A 13666-nucleotide genomic window follows, 5' to 3' on the forward strand; every position below is an offset into this window, starting at 1 on the left:
GCGCGCGGTTCGCTCCGCGAACGCGACGCGGTGGCACTACGCGCCACTTCCGCGCTCACGCGCGGGCTGCCGGAACTCCGTTCCGGCAGCCGGCCACTCCGTGGCCCAGCCAGTCGGGGCCGGCTCCGCCGGCCCCGACGCGGGATCCGGTGCGCTCCGCGCCCCAAATCCCGCAAAAATCGCAGCAGCGAGCGGTGTTGGAGGCATGGGGGTGAGTGCCGGGCCGGACGGCGGGGCAGACGCCCGGCCCGGCACTCACCTTGATCGTACGGTGACTGACAAGGCATCAGTCAGGTGCTGTCCGAGGAACGGTGCACGCAATCCTTCACGTCGAGTGTCTTCGTCCAACCGAGTGCGTCACTTGGCATTTAGTTGCTACTCTTGGGATCCTGGGCGGGTGCCTCTCCGGGATATAAAGGCCCCAGGATGTCGGGCTGCTGTCCTCTCCGTTCAGACCCGTGCAGTCCATCAGTTTCCCTTATTTCTGGCGAGAGAAGACGGAACGGATATGACGCGCATGGAACTTCGCCCCCATCAGATTGAGGCCGTGGATGCGGCGTTGCGGATGCTGTCCGAGCCTCCGGGGGGCGGTATTCCGCCCGCGGGTCTGAGGGCTCAGGTTATCGCCGCTACCGGCTCGGGGAAGACCCTCATCGGGACCGAGGTCGCGAACCGGCTTTCCGCTCGCCTCGTGCTGGTCCTGGTCCCGACCTTGGACCTGCTCATGCAGATGACCCGGGCCTGGCGCCGGGGAGGCCGGCGGGGGGCGATGGTGGGGGTGTGCTCGTTGCGGGCTGAGGAGAGCGGCGGGATCCCGTGCACGACCGACCCGGACGAACTGACCGACTGGGTACGAGCATTGGAGCACGAAAGGGTGACGGTGTTCGCGACGTACGCCTCGGTCGGGCTCCGCATCCTCCAGCGGGCGCACGCCGCGGGCCTGCCCGCGTTCGACCTGATGGTCGTGGACGAGGCGCACCGGACGAGTGGGGATGCCGGCCGGCCGTGGGCGGCCGTGCACGACCAGACTCAACTCCCCGCGGTGCGGCGGTTGTACATGACGGCGACGGCACGGATCTGGGAGGCCGAGGGCGACGCGCCTCGGTTGGTGGCGAGCATGGACGAGAACAGCCCCGTCTTCGGCCCCCTCGCCTACAAGCTCCGGCTGTCCGAGGCGATCCGGCTGGGCCTGGTCGCGCCGTATCAGGTGCTGTGCCTGGACATCCGCGACCCGCAACTGTGGGCCGCGATGACCGACGGCGTCCCCGGCACGGACGCGGCACGCGGGGCGCGGCTGGCGGCGATCGCGTCCGGGTTGATGCGGGCCGCGTCGCAGGAGCGGTTTCGGCGGGTGCTCAGTTTCCATTCGCGGGTGGGGGAGGCGGAGGCGACGGCGGCCGTCGTGCCCGCGGTGGCGGCGCGGCTGGCCGAGGACGAGCCGGACCGCTACCCGCCCGCCGGGCAGGTGTGGGCAGACTGGCTGTACGGCGAACACGCCCCCGGACACCGGCGGCGAGTGCTCGACGAATTCGCCTCCGACTTCCTGGGAGACGGCGAATTCGCTGGTCTTGATGTTCCGGCGAAATTGCGTGTGCTGTCGTCGGTGCGGGTTTTGGGTGAGGGGGTTGATACGGCGGAGTGTGACGCGGTGCTTTTCGCGGACGCGCGAGGGTCGATGGTGGACATCGTGCAGATGGTGGGGCGTGCGCTCCGGATGCATCCAGGCGGCGGGAAAATCGCCACCTTGGTGGTGCCGGTATTCCTCAGTCCGGACGAGGACGAGAATCATATGCTGACCTCGGACGCCTACGGAACCCTCGCGAAGGTCCTCGGAGCATTGCGGGCGCACGACACCGAGACGATCGAGGCACTGGCCGACCCGCGTCCGCGCAGCAGCCGACCTGACAGCCAACTTTCCGCCTCCGAAAGCGAGTTGGAGAGCGCCGGTGAGGATCAGGACCAGGAGGACGAGGACGCGGCGCGGGTGAGTGCGGCGGCTGCGGGCGTGCTCCGCTTCAGCAGCGAGCGGGACCCGGTGGCGCTGGCCGCGTTCGTGCGGCTGCGGGTCATCGACCCGGAGAACGCCGCGTGGCGTCGGGGGCTGGAGGCGGCGGCGCGCTGGCGCCGGGAGTCCGGTGAGGGCGCGCTGTCGGTGCCGGTGTCGTTCCGGACCCCGCAGGAGTGGGGCGCCGTCGGCGGGCATCCGCTGGGGGCGTGGCTGGCCGACCAGCGCAGGTACTACGCGGCCGGGACGCTGGAGGCCGAGCGCGTGGCCGAGCTGGACGGGCTGGGGATGGTGTGGGCGGTGCAGATGCCATGGGAGGACATGCTGGCCGTGGCGCGCTCGTACATGGCCGTGCACGGGCACTTCGTCCCGCCCACCACGGCGGTGTGGGAAGGGCGGAACATCGGGCACTGGGCCCGCAACCAACGCCAGGCCGCCCGCAGAACCCTCCAGAACACGCTGCGGCGAGCCGCGGGCGAAACCGGCGTGCCGAGCACCGGGGAACTCACCCAAGCCCGCCAGGAAGCCCTGGACGCGGTCGACCCGGGGTGGTGCCCGGCGTGGGACGCCGGGTGGCAGCGGGCGCTGAGGCTGTGCCAGAACCACGTGCGCGCCGGCGGGACGCTCCCGAGCGTGGCGGGCGAGGTCATCGTGCACGGCGAGGACCTGGGCGCCTGGACCGCGGCGCAGCGCGCCGGCTGGGATCGGTTGATGCCGGCGCAGCAGTACCTGCTGGAGACACTCGGACTGGAACCCACACCAGGCACCGACGCCGGCGCCGGGACGGGCGCGGCGCGGCCGATGGGCCGGCGGGACCAGGCCCGCGCGCTCAACCTCACCGCCGCACGACAATTCCACGAACGGGAAGGACACCTGCGGGTACCCCGCAAACACGTCGAGGTACTGCCGGACGGAACCGAGGTCAAGCTCGGCGCCACCGTCGACAACACCCGCCGCCGCGCCACCACCCTCACCGACCAACAACGCGAGGAATGGACCGCGCTCGGCATGCGCTGGTAAGCGGCGGGTCGGCGCCCTGGGGCACGCCATGACCGACCAACGGATCACCCCCGCGTCGGCGGGGAGGACGCGTGGGCAAGTGGCTATCACACCGGAGTCGACGGATCACCCCCGCGTCGGCGAGGAGGACCCGACCACCACCACGTGCGCCGCCAGACGGATCGGATCACCCCCGCGTCGGCGGGGAGGACCTGGACGTGATCGAGATCGTGACCGGCGCGGACGAATCACCCCCGCGTCGGCGGGGAGGACGCCGACGCCGACCGGCCGGCCATGCGCACGTCCGGATCACCCCCGCGTCGGCGGGGAGGACATCACGAACACGCTGGACGCCGTCGCTCCGGTCGGATCACCCCCGCGTCGGCGGGGAGGACATCACGAACACGCTGGACGCCGTCGCTCCGGTCGGATCACCCCCGCGTCGGCGGGGAGGACTCCCGGAGCAGTACGGCGTCGCCGATGTCGGCCGGATCACCCCCGCGTCGGCGGGGAGGACGCTTCGGTGCCGCGTGGCAGCAGGCGATGCGTCGGATCACCCCCGCGTCGGCGGGGAGGACCCGGTGACCGGCGCGATGTACATGCTCGACAGCGGATCATCCCCGCGTCGGCGGGGAGGACCGGGTCCCGTTCCGAGTCGCGTACCGGGTCCTCGGATCACCCCCGCGTCGGCGGGGAGGACGGGCGCGACTGTAACCGGGCCCGTCCCGCATCCGGATCACCCCCGCGTCGGCGGGGAGGACTCCCGGAGCAGTACGGCGTCGCCGATGTCGGCCGGATCACCCCCGCGTCGGCGGGGAGGACATGGTGAGGACGGCGATCTGCCCGCCGGTCAGCGGATCACCCCCGCGTCGGCGGGGAGGACACGCGGTTCGGCTCGACCTTGACGTCCTTGAGCGGATCACCCCCGCGTCGGCGGGGAGGACGCTGCCATCTGCGGGCCGATGTGCGCCATGGCCGGATCACCCCCGCGTCGGCGGGGAGGACTTCAGCCCCGACAAGCCCAGCGTGGACGTGAACGGATCACCCCCGCGTCGGCGGGGAGGACCTGCGTCATCTCTCGTCGGTCAGTGAGGTGGTCGGATCACCCCCGCGTCGGCGGGGAGGACTCGCCCCACCGCTCCGCCCACTCCCACAGGGCCGGATCACCCCCGCGTCGGCGGGGAGGACAACGTCCTGCTGGGCGAGCTGGGGCGGCGCGGCGGATCACCCCCGCGTCGGCGGGGAGGACCTGGTCGGCCTGCTCGCCGTCAACGTGCCGGGAGGATCACCCCCGCGTCGGCGGGGAGGACGTTGACATGGTGCGCGTGTGGAATCTTCGCGTCGGATCACCCCCGCGTCGGCGGGGAGGACTTCGGCTCCGGCATGCGCCGGTTCCTGATCTCCGGATCACCCCCGCGTCGGCGGGGAGGACACACCAGGGCCGCGTAGCGGACCCGCGTCGCGCGGATCACGCCCGCGTCGGCGGGGAGGACCAGTCACACGTTAGTGCACATTCTCATTCTGACGGATCACCCCCGCGTCGGCGGGGAGGACGGAAGGATGCCCCAACGTTCCAGGCGCCGGGGCGGATCACCCCCGCGTCGGCGGGGAGGACTACGTCGAGAAGGTCCGCCGACATGGCGACTCCGGAGCACCCCCGCGTCGGCGGGGAGGACCCGCAGGAACTGCCCGGCGGCCTCCAGCTCGTCGGAGCACCCCCGCGTCGGCGGGGAGGACGCCCGGTGCTGCCAGTTGATCGCTTCCACCCGCGGAGCACCCCCGCGTCGGCAGGGAGGACATGGGCATGGGGACCGTGGGGATTGTGAGCACAGGAGCACCCCCGCGTCGGCAGGGAGGACTGCTCTGGGGCGTGCCCCGACTGCCCCTATGACGGAGCACCCCCGCGTCGGCGGGGAGGACTACGTCGGCGACCCTGCCCAGGCGCATGACTACGGAGCACCCCCGCGTCGGCGGGAAGGACCGCTCCGGGGCGCGCTGTGCTCACCCACCCGCCGGAGCACCTCCGCGTCGGCGGGGAGGACGCCCTTCAGCCGGGCGAGAAGCTGCGCCAGATCGGAGCACCCCCGCGTCGGCGGGGAGGACGCCGGCCAGCTACTCGGTGGCGGTCGTCGTCACGGAGCACCCCGCGTCGGCGGGGAGGACATCAGCATCCCGTTCGTGAGAAGCTCCAGCTCCGGAGCACCCCCGCGTCGGCGGGGAGGACGACGTAGCCGGTGGTGCCCTTCGCGAAGGTCTCGGAGCACCCCCGCGTCGGCGGGAAGGACCTGTGCACGTACGGCTGCTGAACGAGGGGAAGCGGAGCACCCCCCGCGTCGGCGGGGAGGACCACGTACGCGTGCGCGCTGTTGTGGAAGAAGACGGAGCACCCCCGCGTCGGCGGGGAGGACGAGCGCCCCTGTGTCCAGTAGGTCTCCAGTAGCGGAGCACCCCCGCGTCGGCGGGGAGGACACGGGGATCATGAACAGGGTGAACAAGAGGTACGGAGCACCCCCGCGTCGGCGGGGAGGACGGTTCCTCTGTCTGGAAGACCGCCCCTGCCTGCGGAGCACCCCCGCGTCGGCGGGGAGGACACGATCATGAACCCGCGACCGTAGGCAAGTGCCGGAGCACCCTCGCGTCGGCGGGGAGGACGAACGCGCGATCACAGCCCCGCACTTCGGACCACCCCCGCGTCGACGGGGAGGACGCAGCCAGACCGCCGACGACCGCCTTCCACATCGGAGCACCCCCGCGTCGGTGGGGAGGACACCAAGGCCGCCACCGGCCCCGACTCCACGATCGGAGCACCCCCGCGTCGGCGGGGAGGACACCACCTCCTTGCCGTTGCGCTCGGCCCATGCCGGAGCACCCCCGCGTCGGCGGGGAGGACCGCCACAGGGTACTGAGCAGGACGTCAGCACCCGGAGCACCCCGCGTCGGCGGGGAGGACTGGAAGTTGTACGTCCTCAACCGCTTCGGCGGCGGAGCACCCCCGCGTCGGCGGGGAGGACATCCCGTGCTACTCCGGGTGCCTGGCCGCCTTCGGAGCACCCCCGCGTCGGCGGGGAGGACGGCTGGAGCTGCGCAATCTGCTCATCCGCGTACGGAGCACCCCCGCGTCGGCGGGGAGGACGCCAACGCGCATTCATCTAGTCACGGTGGTCACGGAGCACGCCCGCGTCGGCGGGGAGGACACCTGATCAGAGCAGGAGTCGGCATGCCCGATCGGAGCACCCCCGCGTCGGCGGGGAGGACGGCCGTGCCACACGGAGCGACGACCTTCGGTCCGGAGCACCCCCGCGTCGGCGGGGAGGACGCTGCCGGGCAGTAGTACAGGCTGGCACCAGGCGGAGCACCCCCGCGTCGGCGGGGAGGACTACGTGCCGGACGCGATCACAGCCCCGCACTTCGGACCACCCCCGCGTCGGCGGGGAGGACGCAGGCCCTCGCGGACGCCGTCTGTGCACAGAGGAGCACCCCCGCGTCGGCGGGGAGGACCGGATGATGCGCCGGCGGATACGAGGCCAGTCCGGAGCACCCCCGCGTCGGCGGGGAGGACCGCCAGGCATGAACAGCGAATTCCACCAAGTCCGGAGCACCCCCGCGTCGGCGGGGAGGACGTCCTCGACCTCGCCGCCGGCTGGACCCTCGGCGGAGCACCCCCGCGTCGGCGGGGAGGACGCGATCTCGCGCTCGTCACTCTTCATGGCGACCGGAGCACCCCCGCGTCGGCGGGGAGGACCCGTTCACCGAGCGACTCGTCGTTCAGCAGCGCGGAGCACCCCCGCGTCGGCGGGGAGGACTCTTCCTGACCTGCACCTTAAGACTGGCTTTTCGATTCCTTTGCCATGGGTGCGGCGGTCATCCGGACCAAGGTGAGGCCGTCGAAGTCGATGAGGGCCCGACGGCGGGCTCCTGCGGTTCGGATGGCGTAGCCCTGTTCCGTGGCAGGGGGGTGTAGGAGGACGGCTGCACCGTTGCCCACGACTTCTGTGACAGCGTTCCATAGTTCGTCGTGGACGCGGGCCGAGACGCTGCCGACGAAGATGCCGGCCACCACTTCGCTGGTCCATCGGCTGAGGGCGCCGTAGGTGGTCAGGGACAGCGGTGGTGGCGATGACGATCATGGAGGGCATCAGTCACCCGCTTCGGCGTAGTTGACGCCTGTTGGAAGGACGCCTGCTTTGGGGTCCCAGAGGTGAACCATTCGCACGTCGCGCCGTTCGGATCGTTCCTCGCCGGTGTCGGTCGTGTGGGTGTGTGATGGCGTGAGCAGGGACTGAGTGTCTTGGACGATGCGGGGCAAGAGCCGTAGGAGTCGGAGGTCTTCGCGGAAGCGGCGGCGGGCTTCCTGCTCGGGGTGGTCAGAGTTGTGGAGGGCGAAGGCGAGGGGGAGCGTGATCTCGGCTTTGTAGAGGTCAGCGATGTCATAGACGAAGGCGTGCTGGGTGCCGGTGTGGACGTAGCCGAGGGCCGGGGAGAGTCCGAGTGTGAGCAGGGCAGCGTGGACGACGCCGTATAGGCAGGTGTTGGCTGAGGACAGGGCGAGGTTGACAGGGTCCTGGGTGTCCCATTGGTCGGGGCGGTAATTGCGGCGGAAGCGTCCGATGCCGTGTTGCTGCGCGAGGATCTTGTAGATGGCCTGCCCACGGACGTCCTCCCCGCCGACGTGGGGGTGTTCCGTCTCGGCAGGTGCACTGCAGGGTGGCACCGTCGTTCTCCCCGCCGACGTGGGGGTGTCTCTCTCCTATATGAGTCGCCCCAGGGGTCGGCGGGGAAGGCGGCGGACCGGCTGCGCGATTCACACGCGGGCTCCGGGCATCCTCCCTGCGGTGAGGAGGAAGTCGAGGCACAAGAAGAACGGGGAGTCGGCGACGCGGGGAAGCAAGGCCAGGGCGGTGGCGGCTAGGTGCTTGTGGGCCTGGCCGCCGTCGGAGGATGGGCTCATGCGGCTGCGCGGGCAAGGCTGAGCAGGCCGGCGCCGTAAGACTTGGCCCGTCCGATGCCGACCAACATGGCCTCAGCGAGGGCGTCAGGGTCGGTGACGGTGGCGGTGCCGTCGTAGCGCACCAGATGATGCCGCACGGCGGCGGCGTTGTCGCCGCGGCCATGCACGGCAGCGATCGGGGTGGGCAGTGCTGTGGTCAGGTGCAGTCCGGCCTCGTGGGCGCGGCGTGCCCACCACTGGTCGGCGTCTGGTCCGGTGAGCGCGATGCGTTTGCCACGCTGGCCCTTGTTCTCCAGTGACAGGCGTTCGGTTTTGACCGGGTTGACGACGATACGGTAGCGGACGGCAAGGCCCTTCTGGAGGGCGTTGAACACCGGAGTGAGGTCTTTGACGTCGGCGTGGCCGTAACCGTCGGGCAGGCGTGTCGGGTCGAGGGCAGTGGCCTGGACCAGGAGCGTGCTGAAGGTGTCGGTTACGTCGAGGCGGTACAGGAGCCCGGCCGCCTGCCGGGGACTGTCGCCCAGGCCGTCGGAGACCAGACGCATAAGAGTGCGGTGCATGTCGGTAGCGTTGCGCAGGTCGCGCTGGACGGCGCGGCTGTGGGGATTGAGGCGGATGCGGGCGAGGGCCGCGCCGGGGCTCATGCGGTGGCCTCCTTCATGGCGTAGTCGATCAGCTTCGTGGGGGGTGTTGGGCCGGTAATCAGGTGCAGGGAGAGCGTTCCCCGGTGTGGTGGAGCTGGCGTCGTTCGTATGTGCGGCTGTGTAGGGCGAAGCAGAGGGGAGTGCTGTGCACGGTGAACACGTCTGTTTCGCCGGCCGCCGCGGGTGGCAGCGTTTGTTGTTGAGCTGGCCGCCCCCAGTAGTGTGGTAGTCGGCGAGGCGGCCGCGGGGCCCCGGTCCGCCCGGACGGTGAACTCCAGAGCCGCGTAGCAGTTGAGTGCGCCTGTGTGCTGGTGGGTTGCCCTGCGCCGTGGCAGGCGCGCTGAGCCGCGCGGAGCGCCCGGGGAACGGGGCGGCGTCCCCGTCGGGGGTGAACGCCGAGCGTTCGCTCCGGGACTGCATCGGGCCGGTCAGCCGGAGCACTAGCCTGTTGACACCTGCGCCCTGGCGGAGCAGGCAGCGTCTATGAGGGTGTAACAGGAGTCGTACGCCGCTTCGAGCGCGTCGGTGAACATCTGCACCATTCGGTGGCGCAGTCGGATGCCTTGCATGTTGCCGCTCAGTTCGGCGGGCCTCGCGAGAGCTGGGCACGATGGGGGCCGGCCACGCAGTCACTGGGTGCTCCTCTCCGCCGTCGCGAAGTGGGTGGCGATGTAGTTCTGGAGCGTCTCCAGGTGGCTGGTGCCGAAGCCTGCGTAGGCGGTGTCCGGCAGGTGCACGGCACGCCGGTACAGCGGCCGAGGCCGGTACTGGCGTGCCAGTGGTGCGAACGACATCGGCTCGTCGGTGACTTCGCCGCTGTGGTGATCTCCGTCGCCCTTATCCGGGGCGTCGGAGTTCACGGGGAGCGCACCGAGCGGTCTGTCTCCGTAGAAGTCGATCGGCTGCGGGCCGCTGCGCGGCCTCTTGGCTGCCAAGGGCAGCTGTACCAGGTGGCGCAGCGGATCTTCCACGCATCCCAGCAAGATCGGTCCTTCTGGCGGGCAGGACCTGCGGCCGAGAAAGAGGGGCCAGTGCGGGTCACGCAGGGCAGCGGCGCACGCGTGCAGCAGTGCTTCGTCATCGGACGTCAGCGCGAGCGTGAAAGCAGCGTCGGCTAGGTACTGGCGTTTGGATACCAGAGTGCCCTTACCGTCGGGGCGGTGTTTTCCATCAACGGTGATCACTGTCTCATCGGCGGGCAGTCCCCCACCGACGGTGTGGAAGTCGGACAGCACGACGCCGGGCCGGTCGACACGTACGGTCATCGACAGCTCTGTGAGGTCGTCCAGGGGCGCCTGGCGCGCTCGTCCGAGTCCTGCGGCGAGCATGCCCACGATGCCGGACCGGGTGGGGAATCGGGCTGTGTCACGGCGCGCGTACTTGCTGTGTGTGCCCCAGGACTGGAGTGGGCCTGCTAGACGCAGCAGCAGGCCTTGGGAGGGACGGTCGGTCACTGCGGCGCCTCGGCGAGAGCGAAGTCGACGGCGGCGGTGACCAGAGCGTTGAAGGACGCGTGACGCTCGCCGAGGTGCTCGAGTTTGTCGAACTGGAGGGAAGCGTGTGACGCGTGCAAGACGCGGTCGGGGCCCAGGAGAGTGTTCGCGGCCTTGGCATAGGCGTCGATGCCTTGCACGGAGCGCCCGACGAAGCCGCCGTGTCCGGCTGACCGTACGGGTTCCTCGAAGGCTGCAGCGAACGACAGCGGCCGGTCGGAGCGGACGGCCACGTGCACCAGATGCGGGATGGTGTGCGGTGCGGTGGAGTTCTTCTTCGCCTGTGGCAGGGACTCGATGAAGGAGAGCAGGAACTGGCCGACGAGCTCGCGGGCGGCACCGAGTGCGATGTCGCTGTCATCGCTCAAATTCTTGATGAGTTCCTTGAGGTCGACGGTTGCAAACCGGTAGAAGGTGCCGGTGCTGAACTCGGCAGTGCCCATGTGGCCGCTGCCCGTTTCATCGCCCTTGGCCTCGGTGACATCGTCGACAGCTGCGAAGTAGTCGAGTTCGACCTCGGTAGTGTGCGTGGTGAAGGCGTGCGCGACCTGGACGGCACCGTCGACAGTGGCCTGGTCGACTTCGGTGAGCATGCGGCCGAAGAGGTTGATGATCCCGTTCCTTCTGATGAGGATCTTGTCGATCTTGCCTTTCAGGGCGCTTTCGGGCTTGTTCTTCCCTTTTCCGGTGAAGTCGGTCGTGAGCGCGTCCTTGTGGGCTTCGGCGATGTCGGCCAGGTCCTCGACAGCGTCTTCGGGAAGATAGACGAGCGCGTTGGTCAGGACCTTGTTGGTGATGGGCTGCTTGTCCTTGCCCTTGGCCACCTCCCACTTGATGCTGCTCCCCGCCGCAACATGTGCACCGGCACGTTCGGCAAGCGCCTTGTCCCACCCACGCTCGTGAAGCACCTCGGCGACCCGCTCGCCGATACGGCGTGTGCGCAGCGCGTTCTCGCCGAGTGTGTCCTGGAAGTGCTCGCGGATGGCCCGCTTCCAGGACTGGCTGGAGATACGGGTACGCAGGACGTCGCCGTAGAGCGTGCTTTTCACCGAATTGGTGTCGTCCCGATTCAGGTTCGCGTAGGGAACTGGTTGGACGACATGGATGTCGATGAAGCGTGGCTTGAGGTTCATCGGGGATCTCCTGTGGTTGAGAAGGGTCAGTCCTGGCCGGCGCCGGCCGTGACCCGGTAGAAGTCCTGCAGCCAGCGGCGGCTGATACGCCCTGACTGGTACTGCCAGTCGACGAGGTCTGCCAGCAACTGTCCCCAGTCGATGGAGGCGCCAGTGGCGCGTACCTGATTCACCGCAGCAGGGAGGTGCAGGTGGATGCCGCGGAGGCTCTGCCGCGTCAGGAGGTTGATCCGTGTCTCTGCGGCGCTCATCCGCATCGGCTTGCCCTTTGCGGTGACGGCTTGGCCCAGGGTGGCACCGAACGAGGAGCCATACGGAGTCGGCCCGGGCGGAGCAACCTTCTCGTCAGGTTCCCCCTCCTCCCGAAGAGCCTGCTTGCCTGTCGCCCCGTGTTCGTCGGAAGTGTCTTCGTCGTCTTCTTGGTCGAGTGAGAAGGCGTGTCGGGGCTGGGCCGCAATCAGCGAGGCCACCGTGTAATGGGCCTGGGCTGTCTTGTCATCGCACCCTTCCGGCAGTTGCGGCGTCAGCAGCCGATGCATGGGACGTGTGCGCGGATGGTCAAGGTCACGGCGCAGGCCCGCGCGCAGCGCCGCACGGGCACCGGGGTCTGTGCGACACAGACGTTCGACGTGCGTGGTGAATGCGGCGTACGCGGCGCGATTTTTCTGCCGCTTGCTCGTTTCAGAGGCTTGGAAGGTCACAGCTTGTCCTCGGGTCGGCGGGCGACGGTCACGACTTCTTGGCCGCACTTTTCGTCACCGGTTGTTCCATCGCCTTGTGGGGGTCTTTCAGGGCGGCGAGAATGATGGCCTTCGCCCGGGTGACGGCCTTCGCGCCCCGTGGTGTGCGCGTCACGGAGCTGGTCACTGCCTCGTAGGCGTCGAGCGCGTGCCGCCCGAAGGCCCGGCACGCGGCCTCGAAGTCGAATCCGGTGTCCGTGGCGCCGCCAGAGCGTGTCAACTTCCGAAACCGCGACCAGAACTCGTCCTCCGCCGACGGCCAGTACCGGGCCGCGACCGCGTCCTGCCAGGCCCGCGGATCGTTCTTCTTGTCATCCGTGTACTTCAGCCAGGCTTCCTTCGCGGCCTGCTCCAGCCGGTTCCCGAAGAGCTCCCCGAGTTCACGGAGCTGGCGTACGGGCCGCTCGGTGCTCGCCGCGGCCTCTTCCACTCGGGATAGGAGCACCGGGGTCACGGAGTCGACGTACTGGTGGTTGGCTGCCTGGCTGGCATCTTGCTCGAAGCCGAGCGCGCGTACCCGCAAGTACTCGCTGACGTCGAAGGCATGGTCCATGACCTCCGGCTGGATGGGGCTTGAGTCGTCCAGTTGCTTGAGCAGGAGGGCGTCGATGTCGCGCCACAGCGAACGGGAGGAGCTGGCGAGCCGGGGGGACGTCTTCCCGTCCTTGGCGATGTCCCAGATCAGGTAGTCGTCTTCCGGCCGGATCCGTTCGGCGTCATAAGCCCAGGTGATGTACGCGTCGGCCGTGTGCGCGCCGTCTGGGGCGGGGACGAGACAGAGCGCGTGCTGTGAACAGGCGGTGAGCCGTGAGCAGGGGCCCTGCGGCTCGGGCATCGGCTTGAGCGGGTCCGGGAGGTCGTCGCGCTCCCAAGGGCACAGGTCAGTGTGCCGGCTGACGCCGCCGTCCGGCGGTGTGAGACCGGCCAGCAGCGTCAGGAGCAGGTTGTCGCACTGCGGGTGGTACGACAGTGCGGCCCGCAGGGGCGAGGCTTTGGCGTAGTGGCTGCTCACCTGTCCGACCGCACGCCTGGAAAGGGCGCCGGGGTCTCCCCAGTAGTGCCAGGTGAGCAGCGATAATGCCGTCTGTGAGAGATCGGGAGGTACCGGGCTGTCATGGCTCCAGTGCCCGAACCAGGAGTGGTTGTTGCCCGCTGCCCGGCTCATGACCAGCTTGTGGACGCCGGCCGCGTTGTTCCTGTCGCACTGGTCAGGGAGGCGGGGGTCTTGGAGCCACGGACGATCGCCGTCGAACAGGTCGAAGCGGTGGCTCCACTGACCGAAGTAGCCTTCGATGCCGGCTTTGCGGCCGTCAGACAGGTCGATGCTCTCCACGGGAAGCCCCTGTTCGAGGACTTGTTCCCGCCGGTCGCCCCAGCTTCCGGGTCCTGCCTCGTCCAGAGCGGCGATCCGGGCGGTCAGCGCGTACAGCAAGCGCAGCAGCGCCGAGTGAGCCGGAGCTTCTGGGATCAGCAGAGTGCGGATCTCTCGGGCGTGCACAAACAGGTCCCTGAGCCCTACTTCAGGTGGGCCCGACTGCCCCTCCACCCATGCGACCGGGATCCATGGCTGGTCAATCAGATTGGACGCAGACGTGGTCACGCGCCCCTCCCCCCCTTGTTGCACGTCACCGAATACTAGCCTCGCGCTTTCACGCGGTGGCATGTCCGAGGCTTGATCAGAAACGCGAGAAGTGCTCCTGACCT

6 protein-coding genes, 2 pseudogenes and 3 CRISPR repeat arrays are annotated in these 13666 nt (G+C 69.4%); of the genes and pseudogenes, 1 reads left to right on the forward strand and 7 read right to left on the reverse strand.

What is annotated here, in order from left to right; genetic code table 11:
• Window positions 1-508 precede the first annotated feature (508 nt).
• Window positions 509-3025: a DEAD/DEAH box helicase gene (locus ABEB07_RS28375; protein ID WP_345670955.1), complete on the forward strand. Its 2517-nt coding sequence runs from the start codon at window positions 509-511 to the stop codon at window positions 3023-3025.
• Between the two features lie 40 nt (window positions 3026-3065).
• Window positions 3066-5108: a CRISPR direct-repeat array (repeat unit 29 nt; unit sequence CGGATCACCCCCGCGTCGGCGGGGAGGAC).
• Window positions 5109-5383: 275 nt separating this feature from the next.
• Window positions 5384-5895: direct repeats of the CRISPR family, unit length 29 nt.
• A 91-nt stretch (window positions 5896-5986) separates the two neighbouring features.
• A CRISPR array of direct repeats spans window positions 5987-6807; the repeat unit is 29 nt.
• A gap of 17 nt (window positions 6808-6824) precedes the next feature.
• Here the strand turns inward: ABEB07_RS28375 and cas2e are convergent.
• The 7 genes and pseudogenes from cas2e to casA all read right to left on the reverse strand — a co-directional run bounded on the left by cas2e (window position 6825) and on the right by casA (window position 13562).
• Window positions 6825-7140: pseudogene (gene cas2e / locus ABEB07_RS28380) on the reverse strand (type I-E CRISPR-associated endoribonuclease Cas2e).
• Window positions 7140-7649: pseudogene (locus tag ABEB07_RS28385) on the reverse strand (CRISPR-associated endonuclease Cas1); the annotation flags it as partial. The pseudogenes cas2e and ABEB07_RS28385, both read right to left, overlap by 1 nt.
• A 299-nt stretch (window positions 7650-7948) precedes the next feature.
• Entirely contained in the window at window positions 7949-8596 is a 648-nt protein-coding gene (gene cas6e / locus ABEB07_RS28390) for a type I-E CRISPR-associated protein Cas6/Cse3/CasE (protein ID WP_345670957.1), read from the reverse strand.
• A gap of 629 nt (window positions 8597-9225) precedes the next feature.
• Window positions 9226-10050, reverse strand: coding sequence for a type I-E CRISPR-associated protein Cas5/CasD (gene cas5e, locus ABEB07_RS28395; protein ID WP_345670958.1), 825 nt, complete (start codon window positions 10048-10050; stop codon window positions 9226-9228).
• Window positions 10047-11222: a type I-E CRISPR-associated protein Cas7/Cse4/CasC gene (cas7e, locus tag ABEB07_RS28400; protein ID WP_345670960.1), complete on the reverse strand. Its 1176-nt coding sequence runs from the start codon at window positions 11220-11222 to the stop codon at window positions 10047-10049. Before cas7e ends, cas5e begins: the two co-directional genes overlap by 4 nt.
• Before the next feature lie 26 nt (window positions 11223-11248).
• The gene (gene casB, locus ABEB07_RS28405; RefSeq protein ID WP_345670961.1) at window positions 11249-11923 is read right to left on the reverse strand and encodes a type I-E CRISPR-associated protein Cse2/CasB; all 675 of its coding nucleotides are present in this window, start codon (window positions 11921-11923) and stop codon (window positions 11249-11251) included.
• A gap of 28 nt (window positions 11924-11951) precedes the next feature.
• Window positions 11952-13562 (reverse strand): type I-E CRISPR-associated protein Cse1/CasA, encoded by a 1611-nt coding sequence (gene casA, locus ABEB07_RS28410; RefSeq protein ID WP_345670962.1) that lies wholly within the window; start codon window positions 13560-13562, stop codon window positions 11952-11954.
• Between the last annotated feature and the right edge of the window lie 104 nt (window positions 13563-13666).

The sequence above is a fragment of the Streptomyces similanensis genome, assembly GCF_039543625.1.
GTDB classification, from domain to species: domain Bacteria; phylum Actinomycetota; class Actinomycetes; order Streptomycetales; family Streptomycetaceae; genus Streptomyces; species Streptomyces similanensis.